The sequence below is a fragment of the Mesorhizobium sp. M1A.F.Ca.ET.072.01.1.1 genome (assembly GCF_004023325.1).
Classification (GTDB): domain Bacteria; phylum Pseudomonadota; class Alphaproteobacteria; order Rhizobiales; family Rhizobiaceae; genus Mesorhizobium.
The window spans coordinates 1-24290 of the sequence record NZ_RZSF01000070.1 but is presented as its reverse complement, the minus strand read 5'-3'; the positions used below and the strand labels follow the sequence as shown (position 1 = coordinate 24290).

Below are 24290 nucleotides of genomic sequence, written 5' to 3'. Positions count from 1 at the left end.
TGTCCGGGGTGGCGATGCAGCGATCGAAATCGATCGTGCCCTTCTGGACGATGTCGACCAGGTCCTCGGCGCCAACGATATCGGCGCCGGCCGCCTTGGCCTCCTCGGCCTTGTCGCCGCGCGCGAACACGGCGACGCGCACCGACCGGCCAGTGCCGTTCGGCAGGTTGACAACGCCGCGGACCATCTGGTCGGCATGGCGCGGATCGACGCCGAGATTCATCGCGACCTCGACCGTCTCGTCGAACTTCACCGTGGACCGGTCCTTCAGCAGCTGCAGCGCCTCAGAGAGCGCATAGGCCTTGTTCGGATCGATGCCTTCACGGCTCTTGGCAACACGCTTTGCAATCTTTGCCATGATCTTAGCCCACCACTTCCAGGCCCATCGAGCGGGCGGAGCCCTCGACCATGCGCATGGCCGCTTCGACGTCGTTTGCGTTCAGGTCCTTCATCTTCTGCTCGGCGATCTGGCGCACCTTGTCGCGCGAGATCGTGCCGGCCTTGACCTTGCCCGGCTCCTTCGAACCAGACTTCAGGTTGGCGGCCTTCTTCAGGAAGTAGCTCACCGGCGGCGTCTTCATGACGAAGGTGAACGACTTGTCCTGGTAGTAGGTGATGACGACCGGGATGGGCGAGCCCTTCTCCAGCTCCTGGGTCTGCGCGTTGAACGCCTTGCAGAACTCCATGATGTTGATGCCGCGCTGACCAAGCGCCGGGCCGATCGGGGGCGACGGCGTGGCCGAGCCCGCGGCAACCTGGAGCTTGAGCTGGCCTGCAACTTTCTTAGCCATCTCTATTCCTGCCTTTTCTCATGCCGGGAAAACCGGCGGTTGCAGTCTGGTGGTGCGGTTCCAGCGGCCGGCTAAGCCGCATTCGCCTCCCACCCGCTCATGGCAGCGCCATTCCTTCGCGCCGCCGATCCCTTCGCCTCTCGGACGGGGACCTTCGGATCAGCCCTTTTCGACCTGTCCGAATTCGAGATCGACGGGCACCGCGCGCCCGAAGATCGAAACTTCCACCTTGAGGCGCGCCCGCTCCTCGTCCACTTCCTGGACGAAGCCGTTGAACGACGCGAACGGACCGTCCGAGACGCGGATCGCCTCGCCGATCTCGAAGGTGACCGACGGCTTCGGACGCTCGACGCCTTCCTGAACCTGGTTCAGGATGCGTTGCGCCTCGGCCTCGGTGATCGGCACGGGCTTGGAGTCACCAAGGAAGCCGGTGACCTTCGGCGTGTTCTTGACCAGCGAGAATACGGCGTCCGTCAGGTTGGCCTTCAAGAGCACATAACCGGGGAAGAACTTGCGCTCCGCATCGACCTTGCGGCCGCGGCGTATCTCGACGACCTTCTCCGTCGGCACCACGATCTGCTCGATCTCGCCCGACAGGCCCTTCTGCTTGGCCTTGTTCTCGATGTCCTCGGCGACCTTCTTCTCGAAGTTCGAATAAGCGTGGACGATGTACCACCGCGTCATTTCACGACCTCTCCGTAATCGCCGAACTTAATGTCCGAGGCCCAGAATCCACTCGATCGCATAGCCCATGGCTATGTCGGCGGTGAAGAAGAAGATCATGGCGATGAGCGCAAAAACCAGGACCATCACCGTCGAGATCATGGTCTCGCGGCGCGAGGGCCATGTCACCTTGGCCGTCTCCGCGCGAACCTGCTGGAGAAAGGTGAAAGGGTTTGTGGTTTTCGAAGCCATCTGCCGCCTGTCTTCAAGACCCGTTGGCCGGGTCTCCTGGATGATCCCGCTGGCCGGGACGTGCCGCCTGGACTTCGTGCCGGCGCCGAATCAGCACCACCATTTCGCCCACGCAAATCAGACGCGTAAAGCCGGCTTCCCAGCTCCACGCGTCGCGTGTCTGTTCAGTCTACATAAAACCGATTCTTGGTCCACGCAAGTGGCAAGTGTTCCGCTTTATGTTTTAGCGCCGCCTCGGAACCATCCAGTCGTTCCGTCCCGGCTATGCGGGGCCTTATGCCCCAGTTTTCGCTATATGGCAAGCCGCCCCCCGGTTTTCAACGGCGGAGCGCACCCACCCTCAGTCTGCCATGGGAGGTGGCACGGGCAGCAGGGCTCGAACCTACGACCTGCGGTTTTGGAGACCGCCGCTCTACCAACTGAGCTATGCCCGTATACGGGCGCTGCTATTTCACAAAGCCGATGAGAACTCAAGAGCCCTTTTGAGACGCGTCGGCTGGAAGCGGCGATCGCAGCCATCCAAGCCGCAGGGCCCATGCGCAGATCACGAGTTCAAGCGCGAAAGTCCAATGCAGAACGAAGCTCAGGACCCAGTTCCCATGGCTGGCCGGAACCGCCACGAGCTCAAACGGGCGATGACTGAACGGCGCCAACCACATGATCGGCGATGCCACCGTGTCGAGCGCCATATGCAACATGGCTCCGGCTAAGAAGATGGCGATCGACGGCAGACGCCGCGATCCCAACAACCGACCGACCGACACGCCTACCGTCCCGATCGTGGCCCAGAACAACGGCCAATGCGTGATGTAGGCATGATGGTGCGTGCGACCGCCATCGATCAGGTAAAAATAGAGCATGTCGATGTCAGGGATGACGCTGCCGAGCATTGCGGCAGCCACCACATCGGATGCCTCCCGTCGCCGTCTTCGCGCGAGCCGTCCCAGAATATAGCCCGATGGGAGATGGGCAATCAGCATGCAAGGTCGTCTCACATTGATGCAACGACCCTGCGGTGTCTTTGCGGCGTCATCTTTTCGGAATTTTGCAGAAACCCAGCATCTTCGGCTACGATTTCCCGGCCGGCGGCTTGTAAGGCCCGCCCGGCACGCCCCAGCCCCAGCTTGGCATTGGCTCGGTCTCAGGGTCGCAAGTCTCGCCGAGATTGGAATTCATCTTGGCCAGTCGCGATCCCCATTCGATATAGCCCATGAAGGCGGAACGGAACTCGGGATCGCCCGGCAGGCCCGATTCGTCCGCCGCATCCGCCAGGAGGTTGATCCAGCGCCGGCGCTGCTCCTCGCTCAGATGCCTGCCGAGATGATGCATGACCATCTCGCGGTGGCCACCATGCCTTTCGCTGTAGGTCTTCGGCCCGCCGAAAACCTCGCCGATGAAGGCGGCGACATGCGCCGGATGGTCCGGCGACATGTGCCTGAACACCGGACCGACGATCGGGTCCAAGGTCACTCTGTTGTAAAAGATCTGCGTCAGCCGGTTGAGCGCCTCGCTGCCGCCGGCCCATTCGAACAAAGTCGGGACGCCCTCGCTCATCTCCGGTCCTCCTACGTTTGAGCCTAGAAGGATAGCGGGAAGCTCGGAGCCGGCTCAACCTGCCTCCATGGCCAGTGCTGGCATGGCGCCGAATGCTGCTAAAGCTTGGCCGGCGATTCCGCTTCGGCGTTGGCGGACGGCAGAACCCGGCAGTTATCGGGTTTTGGCGAAGATTTGCAGATAGTGGCGCCCGTCAGAGCGTCTACCGACTGGCGGCTGGTGGTGAGCCCGAACCCCGCCAATTCGTCCTGGCTGAGCTCCCTGTGCTTGGCGGATTGGGCCGACTGCATCGCGACGAACAAGCCCGAGCCGATCGCCATCTCCTCGAGATACGACCGGACCTTGTCTTCCATGCCCATGGAATGCACCAGGAAACGCGTATCGGCACCTACCAAGCGCCTGGTGCCGCCTGCGATCATCAGCACGCAGGCTGTATCGCATTCGGCGCCGGCTTCAACGGTGAGACCATTATGAAGGTTGTCCTTGGAGACGCACCCTGCCGTGCCGGGATCGCAATCGAGAAAATCCGTCCGGGCGACCGCAACATCCAATCTGCGCTCGCGGATCAGCCGGCCGGCGGCGAGCGCGCCCTGGACATCGCCGCCCTGTGAGTTGAGGACGATGGGCAGCCTGCGCCCGCCGACCTTGTCCAGCAGCTCGCGCAGCCTGTCGGGCGTTCCGGCAACGATCGTTCCCTCCGCCGAAATCCATTCCGGACAATCGGGGTTGCAGAGCGGATTGCTGCCGCGAACGAGGATGAAACGCATTTCCTGCTGCGGCTTTGGCGGTGATGCTGCCTCCGCCGGCTGACTGTAGGCCGGTTTGGCCGCGACCGTCGCCACCTCGGCCGGCTTGGCCTTGCCATTGGCCGGTATCTCGCGGCAGTTCGCTGGCACCGGATCGCGCCGGCATATGGCTGCTTCGGTCATCAGGTCGAGGGAATCGAGGCTGGTGACGAGCTTCATATCCAGCATATCGTCGGGCTCGATCTGCTTTATGTCGCTTGCCGGCGTCGCTTTCATCACGTCCAGCACGCCCTGCCCAATACCCATTTCTTTCAGATAGCCGGACAGCCGTTTCTCGACCGCCTTGCTCATCTCGTAGGTCTTGTAGCTGCCGGCATTCTTGCGGCTGACGACCTTGGTGCTGAGGACCTTCTTCTTGCCGTTCACAATTCTGTAGGTGGTGCGGTAGAGCAGCTTTTCCCTGTGATATGTCGTGGTGATCTGATGAACTCCGAGAAAAGCCCACTCGCCGACCACACGGCGGACGCCGCCGGCAAACATCAGGGGACATGCGGAATTGCACATGGCGCCGCTGTCGTAGGCGATGCCGGAATACGGCGTGTTCTTACTGTCATTGTCCCGGCAGTTCTTCATTTCGGGCGAGCAACCGGAAAACCCCGTAGTGCCCACGGCGATGTCGAGCTTGTTCTTACGGATCATGCGGCCGAGTTGGAGCGCGGCGTCGACATTGCCTCCAGGAGAACTGACGACGATCGGCAGTTGCCGGCCGCCGAGCGTCTTCAAGAGGCGCTTGAACAGCGCCGGCGTGCCGGCCTCGATGCTGCCTTCGGCAGAAATCCATTCCGGGCAGTTCGGCTCGCAGCCTGGCGCGCTGCTGCGCACCACGACGAAGCGCATGGCAGGGCCGTAATCCGGCGGCGTTTCCTTCGCTGCGGCGGCAAACGCGGTAAGCCCAATAGCGATGGCCAGCCCGAGCCGAACCAGCCCTAGCGGCCACGAAATACCCTTTGAAAGGAACGCGGAAATCACGCCTGCCAAGCCCTCGGTCCAACCCATACTAGTTACGGCGACGATGCTTGCAATAGAATTGAAGAGGGTGCGAGCAATGCCAGCCTGACGGCTGCTGCCTCGACCTTCGTCGCGACTACGCTAAAGTTCTGGCGGCGTCTTTGCCTGGGCGTTGGCAGAGGGCGGGAGCCGGCAATTGTCCGGCTTTGGCGAGGACCTGCAAATGGCGGGGCCAGTCAGCGTGTCCGATGTGTCCGGCCCGGTCACCAGCCCGACCTTCAGCATTATATCGGGTTCAAGCTGACGCTCGACTGAACTCTGATCTATCGCTGCGAACAGGCCTGGGCTGATCGCCATCTCGTCCAAATAGGCTTTGACAATCCGCTTCTGTCCCATTGAGGACACGCTGAGCCGCGCCTTGGGGTCGACCAGCCGCCTGGCGCCGCCGGCGAGCATGAGTGCGCAGGCTGAATCGCACTCCACTCCGAATTGGCTGATCAGCCCGACATAGGCGCCATTGTCGTCCAGACAGCCTGCCCCGGGTGGGTTGCAACCCAGGATATTGGTGCGAGCGACGACGACGTCTAGCTTGCGTTCGTGGATAAGCCGTCCTGCGGCCAAGGCGCCAAACAAGTCGCCGCCTCGTGAGCTGATCACAATGGGAAGCCGCGGGTTGTCGAGCGCGGCGAGCAACTGGCGAAGTTTTTGCGGAGTTCGAGGGGTGATCGCGCCTTCCGCTGAAATCCATTCCGGGCAGTCGGGATCGCAGAGCGGATCGCTGCCGCGAACGACCACGAAGCGCATCTCCGGCGCCGCATTTCCTGCCGCTCCCTGGAACGGCTTAATGGGCGCGACCTTGGCCGGCGGGGAAAGCGAGGCTTCAGCCTTTTGAGGAGGTACGCCCTTCGCTTTCGTCGATACCATCTTAGCCGGGCTGGCATTCCCCGGTATTTCTCGGCAACTCGGGGCCGACTTGTCGAGCATGCACAAGCTTGCGCTGGTCAATAGGTCGACAGTCTCCGTGCCGGTTGCCAGCTTCATTGTCAGCATATCTTGGAGAGCGATCTGCCGGATTTCGCTGGCCGGCGTGGCTTTCATCGTGTCCAGCACGCCCTGCCCGACACCCATCTCCCTGAGATAGGCCGAGAGCCTCCTCGAAACCGCCCTGCTCATTTCATAGGTCTTGTAGCTCTCGCCCTGAGTGATGGTTTCCGTGGTGACCTGATATTTTTTGCCCCGCACAACTCGATAGGTGGTTCGATATTGCCGTTTGGCGGGGAAATAGGTGGTGGTGATCTGATGGACACCCAGATAGGCCCAGCCACCTGCCAAGCGGCGGACGCCGCCGGCAAACATCAGCGGACAGGCAGAATTGCACATGGCGCCGCCGTCTGAGGCTGTGCCGAAATAGGCGGCCCCCTTGCCATCGTTGGCTCGGCAGTCGTCCATCCCCGGCCAGCATCCGAAAAATTTGGTCACTCCGACAGCGACATCCAGCTTGTTCTTGCGGATTATTCGGCCAAGCTGAAGCGCAGCATCGACATTGCCGCCCGGGGAATTGACGATAATCGGCAATTGGCGGCGGCCGAGCGCCTTCAATATTCGCTTTAGCTTAGCCGGTGTGCCGGCTTCGATGGCGCCCTCCGCCGAGATCCATTCCGGACACTTAGGCTCGCAGCCGATGGCGCTGCTCCGCACAACAACAAACCGCATCTCCGAGAAATCATTGGAGAACATTCCTGGAAGGTACCAGGTGTTTGGATTCCATGTCCTCGGATCGGAGGGTGTCTTCGGGTAAAAATCCTCGGCCTTCGCTGCAAAGGCAACCATCACTACCGAAAGGACCGATATCACACGAACCAGCCTGCGGCACCACAATGCCATACCGTTTGAATGACGCCCGGAAATCATGTTTTGGCGAAGCCCCTGCCGCAACCTATGATAGTTGCGGCGGCGGTGGTTGCAATAGCTTTTGCATCACCTCGAATGTTCTACTCCGCAGCAACGGGAGAAACAAAAAGGGCGGCCCGAAGACCGCCCTTTCCTTGTCGAACCGGCTGATGCCGGATCGATTATTCTTTGATGGTGACGACGATGCCGGCACCGACGGTGCGGCCGCCTTCACGGATGGCGAAGCGCAGCTTCTCTTCCATGGCGATCGGCACGATCAGCTCGACATCGACGGTGATGTTGTCGCCGGGCATCACCATCTCGGTGCCGGCCGGCAGCGTCACGATGCCGGTCACGTCGGTGGTGCGGAAGTAGAACTGCGGACGGTAGTTGGTGAAGAACGGCGTGTGACGGCCGCCCTCGTCCTTGGTCAGGATGTAGGCTTCGGCCACGAACTTCTTGTGCGGCTTCACCGAACCCGGCTTGGCCAGAACCTGGCCGCGCTCGACACCCTCGCGGTCGATGCCGCGCAAGAGCGCGCCGATGTTGTCGCCGGCCTGGCCCTGGTCGAGCAGCTTGCGGAACATCTCCACGCCCGTGCAGGTGGTCTTGGCCGTCGGACGGATGCCGACGATCTCCAATTCCTCGCCGACCTTGACCACGCCGCGCTCGACGCGGCCGGTCACGACCGTGCCGCGGCCCGAGATCGAGAACACGTCCTCGATCGGCATCAGGAACGGCTTGTCCAGCGGACGGACCGGCGTCGGGATGTAGGCGTCGACCTGCGCCATCAGCTCGCGGATGGCGTCCTCGCCGATGGTCTTGTTCGAATCTTCGAGCGCAGCCAGAGCCGAACCCTTGACGATCGGAATGTCGTCGCCAGGGAACTCGTTCTTGGTCAGCAGCTCGCGAACCTCGAGCTCGACCAGCTCGAGAAGCTCGGCGTCGTCGACCTGGTCGACCTTGTTCAGGAACACCACGATCGAGGGCACGCCGACCTGACGGGCCAAAAGGATGTGCTCGCGGGTCTGCGGCATCGGGCCGTCGGCGGCCGAAACCACCAGGATCGCGCCGTCCATCTGCGCGGCGCCGGTGATCATGTTCTTCACATAGTCGGCGTGGCCGGGGCAGTCGACATGGGCATAGTGACGGTTGGCCGTCTCGTACTCGACATGCGCCGTCGAGATGGTGATGCCGCGCGCCTTCTCTTCCGGCGCCGCGTCGATCTGGTCATAGCGCTTGTATTCGCCAAAATACTTCGTGATCGCCGCCGTCAGCGACGTCTTGCCATGATCGACGTGGCCGATCGTGCCAATGTTCACATGCGGCTTGGTGCGCTCGAATTTACCTTTTGCCACTGTATTTCTCCGTCTTTACTCATCCCGCTCGGGGAAATTGATATTCGCTCCAGCCGAACCGGAAACGCGTAAGAGCCGCGGTTCCGGTGGCACAGGCATTCTCACGCGTACTTTTTCTGGACTTCCTGGGCCACCGCCGTAGGGACCGGCTCATAGTGGTCGAACTGCATCGTGTACTGGGCGCGGCCCTGCGACATCGAACGCAGATTGTCGACGTACTTGAACATGTTGGCCAAAGGCACCATCGCGTTGATGACGACTGCCACGCCACGCGCTTCCTGGCCCTGGATCTGGCCGCGACGGCCGTTGAGGTCACCGATAACGCCGCCGACATAGTCTTCCGGCGTCACGACCTCGACCTTCATGATCGGCTCCAGCAGCTGCACGCCGAGCCTCGGGGCCGCTTCCTTGAAGCAGGCGCGGGAGGCAATTTCGAACGCCAGCACCGAGGAGTCGACGTCGTGGAAGGCGCCGTCGATCAGCGTCGCCTTGACACCGATCATCGGGAAGCCGGCAAACGGGCCGGAACCCATGACGCTCTGGATGCCCTTCTCGACGCCGGGGATGTATTCCTTCGGCACCGCACCGCCGACGATCTTGGACTCGAACAGGAACTCTTCGCTCTCGGTGTTCGGCTCGAACACGATCTTGACGCGAGCGAACTGGCCGGTGCCGCCCGTCTGCTTCTTGTGCGTGTAGTCCTGCTCGTGGGTCCGGGTGATCGTCTCGCGATAGGCCACCTGCGGAGCGCCGACATTGGCTTCCACCTTGAACTCGCGGCGCATGCGGTCGACGATGATGTCGAGATGCAGCTCGCCCATGCCGGCGATGATGGTCTGGCCGCTTTCCTCGTCGGTCTTGACGCGGAAGGACGGATCCTCTGCCGCCAGGCGATGCAGCGCGAGGCCCATCTTTTCCTGGTCGTTCTTGGTCTTCGGCTCGATGGCGATCTGGATGACCGGATCGGGGAATTCCATGCGCTCGAGGATGACCGGATGCAGCGGATCGCAGAGCGTGTCGCCGGTCGTCGTGTCCTTGAGGCCGGCCAGCGCGACGATGTCGCCGGCATAGGCTTCCTCGATATCGGCGCGCGAATTCGCATGCATCTGCAACATGCGGCCGATGCGCTCCTTCTTGCCCTTCACGGTGTTGTCGAGCGAGGTGCCCTTGGTGAGCTTGCCCGAGTAGATGCGAGCGAAGGTCAGCGAGCCGACGAACGGGTCGTTCATGATCTTGAACGCCAGCATCGACAGCGGCTCGTTGTCGTCGGCATGACGCTCGATCTCGGCGTCGGTCTTGGCGTCGACACCCTTGATGGCCGGCACGTCGATCGGCGACGGCAGGTATTCGACAACGGCGTCCAGCAGCGGCTGCACGCCCTTGTTCTTGAAGGCCGAGCCGCAGAACATCGGGAAGAACTTGACCGCGATGGTGCCCTTGCGGATCAGCGCACGGATCTCGTCGTTCGACGGCATGTTGCCTTCGAGGTAATTCTCGAGCGCGGTCTCGTCCATCTCGACGGCGGCCTCGATCATCTTCTCGCGATACTGAGCGGCCTTGTCCTTGAGGTCGGCCGGGATCTCGACGACGTCCCAGGCAGCGCCCAGCGTCTCGTCGCGCCAGACAAGCGCATTCATTTCGACGAGGTCGACGACGCCCTTGAACTCGGTCTCGGCGCCGATCGGCAGCTGCATGACGACGGCCTGCGCGCCGAGGCGTGAGCCGATCATTTCCACCGAGCGGTAGAAGTCGGCGCCGATCTTGTCCATCTTGTTGCAGAAGATCATGCGCGGCACGTGGTACTTGTCGGCCTGGCGCCACACGGTCTCGGTCTGCGGCTCGACGCCGGCGTTGGCATCGAGCAGCGCGATGGCGCCGTCGAGCACGCGCAGCGAACGCTCGACCTCGATGGTGAAGTCGACGTGTCCGGGAGTGTCGATGATGTTGAAGCGGCGCATCTTGCCGTCACGACCCTTCCAGAAGGTCGTGGTCGCGGCAGAGGTGATGGTGATGCCGCGTTCCTGCTCCTGCTCCATCCAGTCCATGGTGGCAGCGCCGTCATGGACTTCGCCGATCTTGTGCGACTTGCCCGTGTAGTACAGGACGCGCTCGGTCGTCGTCGTCTTGCCGGCGTCGATATGCGCCATGATACCGAAATTGCGGTAGTCTTCGATTTTGTATTCGCGGGCCATGGGAGGTGCCTCTCAGTCTCGTTCGCGCTTTACCAGCGGTAGTGCGCGAAGGCGCGGTTGGCTTCCGCCATCTTGTGGGTGTCTTCACGCTTCTTGACGGCCGTGCCGCGGTTGTTGGCCGCGTCCATCAGCTCGCCCGAGAGGCGGTCGACCATCGTAGTCTCGTTGCGGTTGCGTGCGGCGGCGATCAGCCAGCGGATGGCCAGCGCCTGGCGGCGCTCGGGGCGCACGTCCACCGGAACCTGGTAGGTGGCGCCGCCGACGCGACGCGAACGCACTTCCACATGCGGCGCGACATTGTCGAGCGCCTGGTGGAAGACAGCGACCGGCTCCTGCTTGGTCTTGGCCTGGACCTGGTCCAGCGCGCCGTAGACGATGGTCTCGGCGACCGACTTCTTGCCGTCATACATGACGGCGTTCATGAACTTGGTGACGACCAGATCGCCGAACTTGGGGTCCGGATTGATCTCACGCTTTTCTGCACTGTGACGACGGGACATGGCTCTTGTCTCTCAATCTCGTGGCACGGCGCAGTCAAAAAAAGCGCCGAAGCCGGAAACCCTTACTTCGGACGCTTGGCACCGTATTTCGAACGGCGCTGCTTGCGGTTCTTCACACCCTGGGTGTCGAGCACGCCGCGGATGATGTGATAGCGGACGCCCGGCAGATCCTTGACGCGGCCGCCACGGATCATGACCACCGAGTGCTCCTGAAGGTTATGGCCTTCGCCCGGGATGTAGCCGATCACTTCGAAACCATTGGTCAGACGGATCTTGGCCACCTTGCGCAGCGCCGAGTTCGGCTTCTTCGGCGTCGTCGTGTAGACGCGCGTGCAGACGCCCCGCTTCTGCGGGTTCTGCTGCATGGCCGGGACCTTGTTGCGCTTCACCGGCGCCAGGCGCGGCTTGCGGATCAGCTGGTTGACGGTAGGCATTAAACCCTCTTGTCTCTCAATTCCGTGTCTTGCCCTGTCAGGGCCGCTCAAAGCGTCATTTCCATACGCGAATTCGGGCAACACACCGCGCCTCGCGGTCCTGCCCGAACAAATTGCAGAGGAAGCGGAAGCCGCTTCATGCGCGCCGGAGATGTCTTTTCGCTCGTAAAACGAACCCTGTTTGAGGCAAACTCCAAGGCGCGTCGCCTCGGAAAAGCAAGTCTCACATCGGTTCTGACGTGGCGGCTTCTACTCGCAAGCCCCCTATCCGTCAACCCCGGAACGGCAAATATTGCGCCCGATCCGGAGCTTGGCAGCCATGCGGAAAACGCATGTAATTTTCTTGCGTCTTTTTTCAAGAGCGAGGAAGAAAGTGACCCGCTTTCGCCTGTCATCTCGGCCGGCTTCGTGCAAATAAGGCGGCATGAATGGCAAAACTCCCCGCTTCCGGAGGAATCAGCCCGTGAACGACAACGAGGAGCGCCCGGTCACCATCATCACCGGCCGGGTGTGGCGGCGAAAAGGCGGCAAGCCGGAAGGCGTGCATGTGATGCTGGTCGCGCCCGACGATGATTCTGCCGTCCGCCGCGCGCTCGAATCGCTCGCCGCCGAAGGATTCGCCGAAGCCGAGCTCGACCAGATCGGCGACATGGAAGGCACCCCCGACGAAGAGCCGCATCTGTCCGCCTATCAGGGCGCGCTGGAGGGCGAAGTCTCGATCGTTACCTTCGACGAGCCGAGCTGATCCCGTGAGGGATCGCGAGATTGCGATTTCGTCCAGGCTTGCCGGGCACCGTTGTCCTGCCTAAGAACACCTACTTCTTCCATCCCTCGGAGTCCCAATGACCAGCAACCCCATCAGGATCGGTATCGTCGGCGTGGGAAAGATCGTCCGCGACCAGCATCTTCCGGCACTGGCCAAGGACAGCAGTTATCAGCTTGCGGCCGCCGCCAGCCGCCATGGCAAGGTGGACGGCATCCCGAACTATCCGACGATCGAGGCGATGCTCGAGGCCGAGCCGGGCCTGGAAGCCGTCTCGCTCTGCATGCCGCCGCAGTTCCGCTATGACGCCGCGCGCACCGCGCTCGACGCCGGAAAGCACGTCTTCATGGAGAAGCCGCCGGGCGCCACCGTCAGCGAGGTCGAGCACCTGAAGGCGATTGCCGCGAAGAAAGGCGTTTCGCTTTTCGCCAGCTGGCATTCGCGCTACGCGCCGGCGGTCGAGGCCGCGCGCGCCCTCCTGGCTTCGGCCAGAATCGACTCGGCGGCGATCAACTGGAAGGAAGACGTGCGCCGCTGGCACCCGAACCAGGAATGGATCTGGGCGCCGGGCGGTTTCGGCGTGTTCGATCCCGGCATCAACGCGCTATCGATCGCTACCCACATCTTGCCGCCGATGTTCATCACCTCGGCCGTGCTCGACTTCCCCGAGAACCGCGCCTCGCCGGTCGCGGCGCATGTCACCTTCCGCACCTCGAACGGGCTCCCGGTGACGATGGAACTCGACTGGCTGCAGACCGGTCCGCAGAGCTGGGACATCCTGGCCGAGACCGACGAGGGCAAGATGGTGCTTTCGGGCGGCGGCGCAAAGCTCGCCGTCGACGGCAAGATCATCCATGACGAGCCGGAAGCCGAATATCCGATGCTCTACAAGCGTTTCGCCGAGATTGTCCGCGCCGGCATCTGCGACGTCGACCTGGCCCCGCTCCAGCACGTCGCCGACGCCTTCATGCTCGGCAAGCGCAATGTGGTCGAGCCTTTCTTCGATTAACAGCAAGCCCCGGGTGCAGCGCCGGCGTCAGTCCACGATCGCTATCGCAAAGCCGTCATAGCCCTTGGCGCCGACGGTCTGGATGGCGGTGCCGTCCAGCCGCTTCTCGCCGCCGATGAAGGAGAACGCCGCGCGGGCGCCTTCGACATTGGCATCGCCGCTGTCCTTTTTGACGACGGCGCCGTCGCGGATGACGTTGTCGCAAACGATGACCGTTCCGGAGCGCGACAGCCGCATGGCCCAGCTGAGATAATTCGGGTTGTTCGGCTTGTCGGCGTCGATGAAGATCAGGTCGAACGGACCGGCATTTTCGCTGACCAAGGCTGCTAGCGATTGAAGAGCTGGCCCGAGCCGCAGATCCACCTTGTCGGAAACCCCTGCCCGCTCGAAGTTCGAGCGCGCGACCTTGGCACGGTGCGGCTCAAGCTCCAGCGTCACTACTCTGCCATCGGCAGGCAGGCCCCTTGCCATCCAGATGGTCGAGTAACCACCGAGCGTGCCGATCTCGAGCACCTTCCTTGCGCCACGAATCCGCACCAGAAGCGAAAGCAATTTGCCCTGCGCGGCCGAGACGTCGATCGCCGGCAGGCCCTGCTCGCGGTTGGCCGCAAGCACCGCGTCTAGCGCGGGATCCGCATCGAAAAGAGAGGAGACGATGTAGTCGTCGACAGCTGTCCAGGTCCTGGCGCTCATGGTTTTTCCTCGTTCATAACCCGAATGAAAAAAGGGGCCACGCGGGCCCCTTTTCTTTCTCACACTCCATCCGCGCTTACTGCGCGGCGTTGACCATGTTGGTCAGCATCGGCTCGGCGACCTCGACACCGGAGGCCTTGCGGCGCTCGTCGATGATGAGCTCGTCGCGCGAGGTGGCGATGCGCCTTATTTGGCTCATCGTGCCGCCCGTGCCCGCCGGGATCAGGCGGCCGACGATGACGTTCTCCTTCAGACCCTGCAGCATGTCGGTCTTACCGGCGACCGCGGCTTCCGTCAGCACCCTGGTCGTCTCCTGGAAGGACGCGGCCGAGATGAAGGACGGCGTCTGCAGCGAGGCCTTGGTGATGCCGAGCAGCACCGGCTGACCTTCGGCCGGCTTCTTGCCGTCCTCGATCAACCGCTCGTTGACCTCTTCCAGCTCGATCACGTCGACGTGGTCGCCCGGAATGTAGGTCGAGTCGCCCTGCGTGGTGATCTCGACCTTCTGCAGCATCTGGCGAACGATCACCTCGATGTGCTTGTCGTTGATCGACACGCCCTGCAGGCGGTAGACCTCCTGGATCTCGTTGACGAGGTAGGACGCAAGCGCCTCCACGCCCTTGATCGCGAGGATGTCGTGCGGCGCCGGGTTGCCGTCGAGGATGTAGTCGCCCTTCTCGATGACGTCGCCGTCCTGCAGATGGAACGGCTTGCCCTTCGGGATCAGGTACTCGACCGGCTCCAGCGTCGAGTCGTGCGGCTCGATGATGATGCGGCGCTTGTTCTTGTAGTCGCGGCCGAAGCGGACCGTGCCGTCGATCTCGGCGATGATGGCGTGATCCTTCGGACGGCGAGCCTCGAACAATTCGGCCACCCGCGGCAGACCGCCGGTGATGTCCTTGGTCTTGGCGCTTTCCATCGGGATACGCGCAAGCACGTCGCCCGGACGGACATGCGCGCCCGGCTCGACCGAGAGAATGGCCTCGACCGAGAGCAGGAAACGTGCATCGCCGCCCTTCGACAGCTTGCCCACCTTGCCCTTGGCGTCCTGCACGACGATCGCCGGCTTCAGGTCGCTGCCGCGCGGCGTCGAACGCCAGTCGATGACCTCACGCTTGGTGATGCCGGTCGACTCGTCGGCCGTCTCCTGAACGGAGATGCCGTCGACCAGATCCTCGAACGCCACCTTGCCCTCGATTTCGGTGAGGATCGGGCGGGTGTAAGGATCCCACTCGGCGATGCGCTGCCCGCGCTTCACCTTGTCGCCGTCATCCACGAAGATGCGCGAGCCGTAGGCGACGCGGTGCGTGGCGCGTTCCTTGCCGGCCTCGTCGAGGATCAGAACCGCCATGTTGCGGCCCATCACCATCTGCTGACCTTCGGAATTGCGCACCACGTTGCGGTTGCGGATCTCGACCTTGCCCTCATAGGAGGCTTCGAGGAACGAAGAATCCACCACCTGCGCGGTGCCGCCCATGTGGAAGGTGCGCATGGTGAGCTGGGTGCCCGGCTCGCCGATCGACTGCGCCGCGATGACGCCGACGGCCTCGCCCTGGTTGACGGGCGTGCCGCGGGCAAGATCGCGACCGTAGCAGACCGCGCAGACGCCGGTCCTGACCTCGCAGGTCAGCGCCGAGCGGATGCGTACCGACTGCACGCCGGCCTTCTCGATCTGCTCCACGTCACGCTCGTCCATCAGCTTGCCGGCCTTGACCAGCACTTCGCCGGAGACCGGGTGGTTGATGTCATCGAGCGCCGTGCGGCCGAGCACGCGTTGACCGACCGAGGCGACGATCTGACCGGCATCGACGATCGGCTGCATGGTGAGGCCCTTGTCGGTGCCGCAATCCAGCGAATTGACGATGCAGTCCTGCGCCACGTCGACCAGACGGCGGGTCAGGTACCCCGAGTTCGCCGTCTTCAAGGCGGTGTCGGCCAGACCCTTGCGGGCGCCGTGGGTCGAGTTGAAGTACTCGAGCACGGTGAGGCCTTCCTTGAAGTTCGAGATGATCGGCGTCTCGATGATCTCACCCGAAGGCTTGGCCATCAGGCCGCGCATGCCGGCGAGCTGGCGCATCTGGGTGGGCGAACCGCGCGCACCCGAATGCGACATCATATAGATCGAGTTCATCGGCTTCTGACGGCCGTTTTCCTCGAACTCGACCGCCTTGATGCGGGCCATCATCTCGTCGGCGACCTTCTCCGAGCACTTGGCCCAGGCGTCGACCACCTTGTTGTACTTCTCGCCCTGCGTGATCAGGCCGTCATTGTACTGCTGCTCGTACTCCTTGGCCAAAGCCTCGGTATCGGAGACCAGCTTCAGCTTGGTGTCCGGAATCACCATGTCGTCCTTGCCGAACGAAATGCCGGCGCGGCAGGCATGCGCAAAGCCGAGAGCCATGATGCGGTCGCAGAAGATGACCGTCTCCTTCTGGCCGCAGTGGCGGTAGACGGTGTCGATCATCTTGGAGATGTTCTTCTTGGTCATCTCCTGGTTGGCGATGTCGTACGGTACGTTGACGTTCTTCGGCAGAAGCTCGCCGATGATCATGCGGCCGGGCGTGGTTTCATAGATCTTCGACACCGTCTTGCCTTCGGCATCGACGGTGCGGAAGCGGCCCTTGATCTTGGCGTGCAGGGTCACCGCCTTGGTCTCCAGCGCATGCTGGAGCTCGCCCATGTCGGCGAACACCATGCCTTCGCCCGGCTCGTTCTGGTTGACGATCGACAGATAGTAGAGACCGAGAACCATGTCCTGCGACGGCACGATGATCGGCGCGCCGGAGGCCGGGTGCAGGATGTTGTTGGTCGACATCATCAGCACGCGCGCTTCGAGCTGCGCTTCCAGGGACAGCGGCACATGGACCGCCATCTGGTCGCCGTCGAAGTCGGCATTGAAGGCCGTGCAGACCAGCGGATGCAGCTGGATCGCCTTGCCTTCGATCAGGATCGGCTCGAACGCCTGGATGCCGAGGCGGTGCAGCGTCGGCGCGCGGTTCAAGAGCACCGGATGCTCGCGGATGACCTCGTCGAGGATATCCCAGACCTCCGGACGCTCCTTCTCGACCAGCTTCTTCGCCTGCTTGACGGTCGAGGAGAAACCCTTGGCATCGAGGCGGGCGTAGATGAAGGGCTTGAACAGCTCCAGCGCCATCTTCTTCGGCAGGCCGCACTGATGCAGCTTGAGTTCCGGACCGGTCACAATGACCGAGCGGCCAGAATAGTCGACACGCTTGCCGAGCAGGTTCTGGCGGAACCGACCCTGCTTGCCCTTGAGCATGTCGGACAGCGACTTCAGCGGACGCTTGTTGGCGCCGGTGATGACGCGGCCGCGGCGGCCGTTGTCGAACAGCGCGTCGACGGCCTCCTGCAGCATGCGCTTTTCATTGCGCACGATGATGCCGGGCGCGCGCAGCTCGATCAGCCGCTTCAAACGATTGTTGCGGTTGATGACGCGGCGATAGAGGTCGTTGAGGTCGGACGTGGCGAAGCGGCCGCCGTCCAGCGGGACCAGCGGGCGCAGGTCCGGCGGGATCACCGGGACGACCTTCATGATCATCCATTCCGGACGGTTGCCGGATTCCATGAAGTTCTCGACGACCTTGAGCCGCTTCAGAAGCTTCTTCTGCTTCAGCTCGGACGAGGTCGAAGCCAGCTCCGAGCGCAGATCGCCGGCGATCTTCTCCAGATCCATGCCGGCCAACAGGTCATGGATGGCCTCGGCGCCGATCATGGCGGTGAAAGAGTCCTCGCCATACTCGTCGACGGCCAGCATGTACTCTTCCTCGCTGAGCAGCTGGTGCTCCTTCAGCGCGGTGAGGCCAGGCTCGGTGACGATGTAGTTCTCGAAGTAGAGGACGCGCTCGATATCCTTCAGCGTCATGTCGAGCAGCGTGCCGATGCGCGAAGGCAACGACTTCAGGAACCAGATATGGGCGACGGGGGCGGCGAGCTCGATATGGCCCATGCGCTCGCGGCGGACGCGCGACAGCGTGACTTCGACGCCGCACTTTTCGCAGATGACGCCCTTGTACTTCATGCGCTTGTACTTGCCGCACAGGCACTCGTAGTCCTTGATCGGACCAAAAATGCGCGCGCAGAACAGACCGTCACGCTCCGGCTTGAAGGTGCGGTAGTTGATGGTCTCCGGCTTTTTGATCTCACCGAACGACCAGGACAGAATCTTCTCAGGGCTGGCGAGCGAGATCCGGATGGAATCGAACACCTGCGCAGGCGCCTGGGGGTTGAAGAGATTCATGACCTCTTGGTTCATGCCGTTCTCCTTTTCGGGGTCCTCGAAAACCCCTTGCATCGAGCGCGGGCCGAGTGCCCGCAGACTGGCCGGCCTGACCGGCCGAGAATTTGTTGGGCGCGCCACGTTGTTCGCGGCGCGCCATTACCCTTATTCGGCCGCGCCCTTATTCGGCAGCATCGGGCAGCCGCACGGGAGCGTCTTCGAACTTGGTGTTCTCCAGTTCGACATTGAGGCCGAGGGAGCGCATCTCCTTGACGAGAACGTTGAAGCTCTCGGGAATGCCGGCTTCGAACGTATCGTCGCCGCGCACGATCGCCTCGTAGACCTTGGTGCGTCCGGCAACGTCGTCCGACTTCACCGTCAGCATCTCCTGCAGCGTATAAGCGGCGCCGTAGGCTTCCAGCGCCCAGACCTCCATTTCGCCGAAGCGCTGGCCGCCGAACTGCGCCTTGCCGCCCAGCGGCTGCTGGGTGACGAGCGAGTACGGACCGATCGAGCGCGCGTGGATCTTGTCGTCCACCAGGTGGTGAAGCTTGAGCATATAGATGTAGCCCATCGTCACCTTGCGATCGAACGGCTCGCCGGTGCGGCCGTCATAAAGCTGCGACTGACCGCTGGTGTGCAGGCCCGCCTGCTGCAGCATGGTGTTGATGTCGGCTTCGTGCGCGCCGTCGAACACCGGAGTCGCGATGGAGACGCCGCGGCGCATCTGCTCGCTCAGGCGAATGATGCTCTCGTCGTCATAGTCGCGGACCGGCTCGTTGCGGTCGTTGGAAGGCATGAAGCTTTCCAGCGTCTTGCGCAGCGGCTTGATGTCGCCGCCAGCCTTGTAGGCGTCGATCAGCTCGCCGATCTTCCTGCCCATGCCGGCGCAGGCCCAGCCCAGATGCGTTTCCAGGATCTGGCCGACATTCATGCGGCTCGGCACACCCAGCGGGTTGAGCACGATATCGGCATGCGTGCCGTCCTCGAGGAAAGGCATGTCCTCGACCGGAACGATGCGCGACACCACGCCCTTGTTGCCGTGACGGCCGGCCATCTTGTCGCCCGGCTGCATCTTGCGCTTCACCGCCACGAAGACCTTGACCATCTTCATGACGCCCGGAGGCATCTCGTCGCCGCGCTGCACCTTCTCGACCTTGTCCATGAAGCGCTGCTCCAGCGCCTTCTTGGAGTCGTCGTACTGGCCGCGCAGGGCTTCCAGCTCGCTCTGGAGCTTTTCGTTCTCCACGGCGAACTGCCACCACTGCGAGCGCGGATACTCGTCGAGCGTGTCCTTCGACAGCTTCGAGCCCTTCTTGAAGCCCTTCGGCCCGGCAATCGCTTCCTTGCCGACCAGCATGTCCGACAGGCGCGAATAGACGTTGCGGTCGAGGATCGCCTGCTCGTCGTCGCGGTCCTTGGCCAGACGCTCGATCTCCTCGCGCTCGATCGCCATGGCGCGCTCGTCCTTCTCCACGCCGTGGCGGTTGAAGACGCGCACTTCGACGACCGTGCCGAAGGTACCCGGAGGCATGCGCATAGAGGTGTCGCGAACGTCCGAGGCCTTTTCGCCGAAGATGGCGCGCAGGAGCTTCTCTTCCGGCGTCATCGGGCTTTCGCCCTTCGGCGTGATCTTGCCGACCAGGATGTCGCCCGGCTGCACTTCCGCGCCGATATAGACGATGCCGGCCTCGTCGAGGTTCTTCAGCGCTTCTTCCGAGACGTTCGGAATGTCGCGCGTGATCTCCTCCGGTCCGAGCTTGGTGTCGCGGGCCATAACCTCGAACTCCTCAATGTGGATCGAGGTGAAGACGTCGTCGGCCACGATGCGCTCGGAGAGCAGGATCGAGTCCTCGTAGTTGTAGCCGTTCCACGGCATGAACGCGACCAGCACGTTGCGGCCGAGCGCCAGATCGCCGAGCTCGGTCGAAGGACCGTCGGCGATGATGTCGCCCTTGTTCACCCGGTCGCCGACACGCACCAGCGGACGCTGGTTGATGCAGGTGTTCTGGTTCGAACGCTGGAACTTCATCAGCCGGTAGATGTCGACGCCGGACTTGCCCGGGTCGAGATCTTCGGTGGCGCGGATAACGATACGGGTGGCGTCCACCTGGTCGACCACGCCGCCGCGGCGGGCACCGATGGCGGCGCCTGAGTCACGGGCCACGACCGGCTCCATGCCGGTGCCGACGAACGGCGCCTCGGCGCGCACCAGCGGCACGGCCTGACGCTGCATGTTCGAGCCCATCAGCGCGCGGTTGGCGTCGTCGTTCTCGAGGAACGGGATGAGGGCCGCGGCCACCGACACCATCTGCTTCGGCGACACGTCCATCAGGTCGACGTTCTCGCGCGGCGCCATCATCACCTCGCCGGCGTTGCGGCAGATGACGAACTCGTCGACGAAGCTGCCGTTCTTGTCGAGCTCGGCGTTGGCCTGCGCGACGTGGTGCTTGGCCTCCTCCATCGCCGACAGATAGACGACTTCATTGGTCAGCTTGCCGTTGACGATCTTGCGGTACGGGCTCTCGATGAAGCCGTACTTGTTGACACGCGCGAAGGTGGCGAGCGAGTTGATCAGACCGATATTCGGGCCTTCCGGCGTCTCGATCGGGCAGATACGGCCGTAGTGCGTCGGATGCACGTCGCGCACCTCGAAGCCGGCACGCTCGCGGGTCAGACCGCCCGGTCCAAGCGCCGACAGGCGACGCTTGTGGGTGATCTCCGACAGCGGGTTGGTCTGGTCCATGAACTGCGAGAGCTGCGAGGAGCCGAAGAACTCGCGCACGGCGGCGGCCGCCGGCTTGGCGTTGATCAGGTCTTGCGGCATGACCGTGTCGATCTCGATCGAGGACATACGCTCCTTGATCGCGCGCTCCATGCGCAGCAGGCCGACGCGGTACTGGTTCTCCATCAGCTCGCCGACCGAGCGGACGCGGCGGTTGCCGAGATTGTCGATGTCGTCGATCTCGCCCTTGCCGTCGCGCAGCTCGACCAGCGTCTTGACCACGGCCAGGATGTCTTCCTTGCGCAGCACGCGCACGGTGTCCTCGGCCTTGAGCTCGAGGCGCATGTTCATCTTGACGCGGCCGACAGCCGACAGGTCATAGCGCTCGCTGTCGAAGAACAGCGAGTTGAACATGGCTTCGGCGGTCTCGAGCGTCGGCGGCTCGCCCGGACGCATGACGCGGTAGATGTCGAACAGCGCGTCCTGGCGGCTCTCGTTCTTGTCGACGGCGAGCGTGTTGCGGATGTAGGCGCCGACATTGACGTGGTCGATGTCCAGGATCTGGATCTCGTCCTCGCCGGTGCCGAGCAGCACCTTCAGCGTCTTCTCGTCGATCTCGTCGCCGGCCTCGAGAAAGATCTCGCCGGTGGCGTAGTTGACGATGTCCTCGGCCAGGTAGTTGCCGAGCAGGTCCTCGTCGGTCGCCTTGATCGCCTTGAGACCCTTTTCGCCGAGCTGGCGGGCCTGGCGGGCGGTGATCTTCTTGCCGGCCTCGACGACGATCTCGCCCGTGTCGGCGTCGACCAGGTCGCCGACAGCCTTGAGGCCGCGGAAGCGCTCGACATTGAACGGGATGCGCCAGTGGTCGCCGGCGCGCTTGTAGGTGATCTTGTTGTAGAAGGTCGACAGGATCTCTTCGCCGTCCATGCCGAGCGCCATCAGCAGCGACGTCACCGGAATCTTGCGGCGGCGGTCGATGCGGGCGTGGACCACGTCCTTGGAATCGAACTCGATGTCGAGCCACGAGCCGCGATAGGGGATGACGCGCGCGGCAAACAGAAGCTTGCCCGACGAGTGCGACTTGCCCTTGTCGTGGTCGAAGAAGACGCCCGGCGAACGGTGCATCTGCGAGACGATGACGCGCTCGGTGCCGTTGACGATGAAGGTGCCGTTCGACGTCATGAGCGGCATGTCGCCCATATAGACGTCCTGCTCCTTGATGTCCTTGATCGACTTCGCGCCGGTATCCTCATCGATATCGAACACGATGAGGCGCAGCGTCACCTTCAGCGGCGCAGCATAGGTCAGGTCGCGCTGACGGCATTCGTCGACGTCGAATTTCGGTCCTTCGAACTCATACTTCACGAATTCCAGCATCGAGGAGCCGGAAAAATCGGAGATCGGGAAGACCGACTTGAAAACAGCCTGCAGCCCCTCGTCCGGACGCCCACCCTTGGGCTCGTCCACCATCAGGAACTGGTCATAGGATGCCTTCTGAACCTCGATGAGGTTCGGCATCTCCGCAACTTCCGGGATCTTCCCGAAGAACTTGCGTACGCGTCTGCGGCCATTGAAAGTCTGGGTCTGGGCCATCGTCGCTCCTTAGCTCAAAACTCGGGGCGAACCTCGCCGCGGTTCGCCTTGCACCAATGGGCCGCTCGCCGGCCGCCCCTGTCTGTTTTCCGGCCGCCCTTCCAATTGCTTGGGGGCTGCCGGTAAAAACGGGAGAAAACCCGTTTCCTGAAGGCCGCTTCCGGCCCTCAGGAAAGAGGTTTTCAAATGTCTCGCGCAACGAAGCCTCCCTTTCGTCAAGGGAGGGGGCGGCCGGCGCGAGGCCGTCCGCCCTCAACCATAAGGCTTACTTCAGCTCGACCTTGGCGCCAGCTGCTTCCAGCTGAGCCTTGAACTTGTCGGCATCGGCCTTGGAAACGCCTTCCTTGACCGGCTTCGGAGCCGCCTCGACGAGGTCCTTGGCTTCCTTGAGGCCAAGGCCGGTGATGGCGCGGACTTCCTTGATGACGTTGATCTTCTGGGCGCCGGCGTCGGCGAGAACGACGTCGAATTCCGTCTTCTCTTCAGCCGGAGCAGCAGCAGCGGCAGCGCCACCGCCAGCAGCGGCAACCGCCACCGGAGCAGCAGCCGAAACGCCCCACTTCTCTTCCAGGAGCTTCGACAGCTCGGCCGCCTCGAGGACGGTCAGCTTCGAAAGGTCGTCTACGATCTTTGCCAGATCAGCCATTTGTGTATTCCTTTACTTGGTTCGAACGTGTGTTGTTGACAGCGAGGAACGGCCTCATGCCGCCTCGTCCTTCCGGGCGTAAGCGCCGATGACGCGCGCGACCGAAGCCGCGGGCGCATTGACGATCTGGGCGATCCGGGTTGCCGGCGTGGCGATCATGCCAGCCAGCTTGGCGCGCAGCTCGTCGAGCGACGGCATCGTGGCGAGTGCCTTGACACCGTCGGCGTTGAGCGAGGTCGAGCCCATTGCGCCGCCGAGAATGATCAGCTTGTCATTCCCCTTGGCGAACTCGGACGCGATCTTCGGCGCCGCAACCGGATCCTCCGAATAAGCGATCAGCGTCTGTCCCTTGAACAGATCGACGATCGATGCGGAGTCCGTGCCCTGAAGAGCGATCTTGGCGAGACGGTTCTTCGCGACTTTGACGGTGCCACCGGCGGCGCGCATCTTCGACCGAAGGTCGTTCATTTGCGCGACGGTGATACCGGCGTAGTGGGCCACGACGACTGAACCCGCGTTCGAGAACGCTTCGTTCAGGCCCGTGACGAGTTCGCGTTTTTCCGCTCTGTCCACTGCCTATCTCCAGTTGACCCCTGCCCCATTCACGAGGTCAGAAGTCGGGTTGCCTTTTGCCGGCCGGGCCATCCACAAACGGATCTCCCGAACGGCGCTCGAGGATCCTGCCCCCTTTCGCCACACCCGCCGGCAAAGCCGGTTGATGTGCTGACAAAAGGCAAACACGGTTCGAACCTTTCATTGGAGCTTTTCGCTCCTTTGTCGGGTCTTCACCCGTCTCATGCAGGCCCACATGAATTAAGGCCCCCTTTTGAACCAAGGCCGGCCGCCTGCAATCTCGGACAGGATATCCGGAAACCTTTCGGCCCCCGGGTTACCGGGCCGCCGACGGATCGGCGGTCCGGAATTCTTTTGCGACCGGCCGGAAGCCGGTCAGGCGACATTTACGACGCGGCGAGCGTCGCGATGTCGAGCTTGAGGCCAGGGCCCATCGTCGAGGTGACCGACACCTTCTTGACGTAGTTGCCCTTGGCGCCGGCGGGCTTGGCCTTGTTCACCGCATCGGCGAAGGCCCGCACATTCTCTTCCAGCGCCTTGACGTCGAACGAGACCTTGCCGACGCCGGCCTGGACGATGCCGGCCTTCTCGACGCGGAACTCGACGGCGCCGCCCTTCGAGGCCTTGACGGCGGCCGCGACATCGGGGGTCACGGTGCCGACC

General features: G+C 62.8%; 18 protein-coding genes, 1 tRNA gene and 2 pseudogenes. 2 read left to right on the top strand and 19 right to left on the bottom strand.

The features are described from left to right. From EOA32_RS12900 to rpsL, 13 genes and pseudogenes are all read right to left on the bottom strand, one after another. Nucleotides 1–358, bottom strand: a pseudogene (locus EOA32_RS12900) (50S ribosomal protein L1); the annotation flags it as partial. 4 nt (nucleotides 359–362) lie between these two features. Further along, complete coding sequence (rplK, locus tag EOA32_RS12895; RefSeq protein WP_059189557.1) at nucleotides 363–791, bottom strand: 50S ribosomal protein L11; 429 nt, start codon at nucleotides 789–791, stop codon at nucleotides 363–365. Nucleotides 792–950: 159 nt separating this feature from the next. Continuing rightward, entirely contained in the window at nucleotides 951–1475 is a 525-nt protein-coding gene (gene nusG / locus EOA32_RS12890; RefSeq protein ID WP_066989575.1) for a transcription termination/antitermination protein NusG, read from the bottom strand. Between the two features lie 27 nt (nucleotides 1476–1502). Continuing rightward, nucleotides 1503–1706 carry a preprotein translocase subunit SecE gene (gene secE / locus EOA32_RS12885; protein ID WP_066989573.1) on the bottom strand — a complete coding sequence of 68 codons (204 nt, stop codon included), beginning with the start codon at nucleotides 1704–1706 and terminating at the stop codon, nucleotides 1503–1505. A 358-nt stretch (nucleotides 1707–2064) separates the two neighbouring features. Beyond that, nucleotides 2065–2140: transfer RNA gene (locus EOA32_RS12880), tRNA-Trp, on the bottom strand. A 36-nt stretch (nucleotides 2141–2176) separates the two neighbouring features. After that, a complete protein-coding gene (locus tag EOA32_RS12875) occupies nucleotides 2177–2686 on the bottom strand; it encodes a metal-dependent hydrolase (protein WP_128371954.1) in 510 nt (169 codons plus the stop codon). A gap of 88 nt (nucleotides 2687–2774) precedes the next feature. Beyond that, nucleotides 2775–3260, bottom strand: coding sequence for a group II truncated hemoglobin (locus EOA32_RS12870; RefSeq protein ID WP_066989569.1), 486 nt, complete (start codon nucleotides 3258–3260; stop codon nucleotides 2775–2777). A 98-nt stretch (nucleotides 3261–3358) separates the two neighbouring features. Continuing rightward, nucleotides 3359–4903, bottom strand: a complete 1545-nt coding sequence (locus EOA32_RS12865) for a hypothetical protein (protein ID WP_128371956.1) — start codon at nucleotides 4901–4903, stop codon at nucleotides 3359–3361. Between the two features lie 252 nt (nucleotides 4904–5155). Further along, nucleotides 5156–6727 (bottom strand): hypothetical protein, encoded by a 1572-nt coding sequence (locus EOA32_RS12860; protein WP_128371955.1) that lies wholly within the window; start codon nucleotides 6725–6727, stop codon nucleotides 5156–5158. Between the two features lie 359 nt (nucleotides 6728–7086). Next, the gene (gene tuf, locus EOA32_RS12855) at nucleotides 7087–8262 is read right to left on the bottom strand and encodes an elongation factor Tu (RefSeq protein WP_066989565.1); all 1176 of its coding nucleotides are present in this window, start codon (nucleotides 8260–8262) and stop codon (nucleotides 7087–7089) included. A 101-nt stretch (nucleotides 8263–8363) separates the two neighbouring features. Continuing rightward, nucleotides 8364–10454: an elongation factor G gene (gene fusA / locus EOA32_RS12850; protein WP_067321482.1), complete on the bottom strand. Its 2091-nt coding sequence runs from the start codon at nucleotides 10452–10454 to the stop codon at nucleotides 8364–8366. Nucleotides 10455–10483: 29 nt separating this feature from the next. Continuing rightward, nucleotides 10484–10954 (bottom strand): 30S ribosomal protein S7, encoded by a 471-nt coding sequence (gene rpsG / locus EOA32_RS12845; protein WP_041003106.1) that lies wholly within the window; start codon nucleotides 10952–10954, stop codon nucleotides 10484–10486. A gap of 62 nt (nucleotides 10955–11016) precedes the next feature. Continuing rightward, a complete protein-coding gene (gene rpsL, locus EOA32_RS12840; protein WP_006202128.1) occupies nucleotides 11017–11388 on the bottom strand; it encodes a 30S ribosomal protein S12 in 372 nt (123 codons plus the stop codon). Between the two features lie 463 nt (nucleotides 11389–11851). Here rpsL and EOA32_RS12830 point away from each other — a divergent pair, with 463 nt between their 5' ends. Beyond that, complete coding sequence (locus tag EOA32_RS12830; protein ID WP_066989908.1) at nucleotides 11852–12133, top strand: transcriptional regulator; 282 nt, start codon at nucleotides 11852–11854, stop codon at nucleotides 12131–12133. Nucleotides 12134–12230: 97 nt separating this feature from the next. Next, a complete protein-coding gene (locus EOA32_RS12825; protein ID WP_066989586.1) occupies nucleotides 12231–13160 on the top strand; it encodes a Gfo/Idh/MocA family oxidoreductase in 930 nt (309 codons plus the stop codon). 27 nt (nucleotides 13161–13187) lie between these two features. Here the strand turns inward: EOA32_RS12825 and EOA32_RS12820 are convergent, their stop codons facing one another. The 6 genes and pseudogenes from EOA32_RS12820 to EOA32_RS12795 form a co-directional block, all read right to left on the bottom strand. Next, entirely contained in the window at nucleotides 13188–13853 is a 666-nt protein-coding gene (locus EOA32_RS12820) for an O-methyltransferase (RefSeq protein ID WP_095828497.1), read from the bottom strand. A 76-nt stretch (nucleotides 13854–13929) separates the two neighbouring features. After that, nucleotides 13930–18126 (bottom strand): DNA-directed RNA polymerase subunit beta', encoded by a 4197-nt coding sequence (gene rpoC, locus EOA32_RS12815; protein WP_066989905.1) that lies wholly within the window; start codon nucleotides 18124–18126, stop codon nucleotides 13930–13932. A gap of 145 nt (nucleotides 18127–18271) precedes the next feature. Beyond that, nucleotides 18272–22408, bottom strand: a complete 4137-nt coding sequence (gene rpoB, locus EOA32_RS12810) for a DNA-directed RNA polymerase subunit beta (protein ID WP_095832994.1) — start codon at nucleotides 22406–22408, stop codon at nucleotides 18272–18274. 265 nt (nucleotides 22409–22673) lie between these two features. After that, nucleotides 22674–23054 carry a 50S ribosomal protein L7/L12 gene (gene rplL, locus EOA32_RS12805; protein WP_066989581.1) on the bottom strand — a complete coding sequence of 127 codons (381 nt, stop codon included), beginning with the start codon at nucleotides 23052–23054 and terminating at the stop codon, nucleotides 22674–22676. A 54-nt stretch (nucleotides 23055–23108) separates the two neighbouring features. Continuing rightward, complete coding sequence (gene rplJ / locus EOA32_RS12800; RefSeq protein WP_128371952.1) at nucleotides 23109–23627, bottom strand: 50S ribosomal protein L10; 519 nt, start codon at nucleotides 23625–23627, stop codon at nucleotides 23109–23111. A 386-nt stretch (nucleotides 23628–24013) separates the two neighbouring features. Further along, a pseudogene (locus EOA32_RS12795) lies at nucleotides 24014–24290 on the bottom strand (50S ribosomal protein L1); the annotation flags it as partial.

Bases quoted from the DNA above. Each gene is read 5' to 3' on its own strand.
- rplK (WP_059189557.1), bottom strand. From the start codon at position 791: ATGGCTAAGAAAGTTGCAGGCCAGCTCAAGCTCCAGGTTGCCGCGGGC.
- nusG (WP_066989575.1), bottom strand. From the start codon at position 1,475: ATGACGCGGTGGTACATCGTCCACGCTTATTCGAACTTCGAGAAGAAG.
- secE (WP_066989573.1), bottom strand. From the start codon at position 1,706: ATGGCTTCGAAAACCACAAACCCTTTCACCTTTCTCCAGCAGGTTCGC.
- EOA32_RS12875 (WP_128371954.1), bottom strand. From the start codon at position 2,686: ATGCTGATTGCCCATCTCCCATCGGGCTATATTCTGGGACGGCTCGCG.
- EOA32_RS12870 (WP_066989569.1), bottom strand. From the start codon at position 3,260: ATGAGCGAGGGCGTCCCGACTTTGTTCGAATGGGCCGGCGGCAGCGAG.
- EOA32_RS12865 (WP_128371956.1), bottom strand. From the start codon at position 4,903: ATGCGCTTCGTCGTGGTGCGCAGCAGCGCGCCAGGCTGCGAGCCGAAC.
- EOA32_RS12860 (WP_128371955.1), bottom strand. From the start codon at position 6,727: ATGCGGTTTGTTGTTGTGCGGAGCAGCGCCATCGGCTGCGAGCCTAAG.
- fusA (WP_067321482.1), bottom strand. From the start codon at position 10,454: ATGGCCCGCGAATACAAAATCGAAGACTACCGCAATTTCGGTATCATG.
- rpsG (WP_041003106.1), bottom strand. From the start codon at position 10,954: ATGTCCCGTCGTCACAGTGCAGAAAAGCGTGAGATCAATCCGGACCCC.
- rpsL (WP_006202128.1), bottom strand. From the start codon at position 11,388: ATGCCTACCGTCAACCAGCTGATCCGCAAGCCGCGCCTGGCGCCGGTG.
- EOA32_RS12825 (WP_066989586.1), top strand. From the start codon at position 12,231: ATGACCAGCAACCCCATCAGGATCGGTATCGTCGGCGTGGGAAAGATC.
- EOA32_RS12820 (WP_095828497.1), bottom strand. From the start codon at position 13,853: ATGAGCGCCAGGACCTGGACAGCTGTCGACGACTACATCGTCTCCTCT.
- rpoC (WP_066989905.1), bottom strand. From the start codon at position 18,126: ATGAACCAAGAGGTCATGAATCTCTTCAACCCCCAGGCGCCTGCGCAG.
- rpoB (WP_095832994.1), bottom strand. From the start codon at position 22,408: ATGGCCCAGACCCAGACTTTCAATGGCCGCAGACGCGTACGCAAGTTC.
- rplL (WP_066989581.1), bottom strand. From the start codon at position 23,054: ATGGCTGATCTGGCAAAGATCGTAGACGACCTTTCGAAGCTGACCGTC.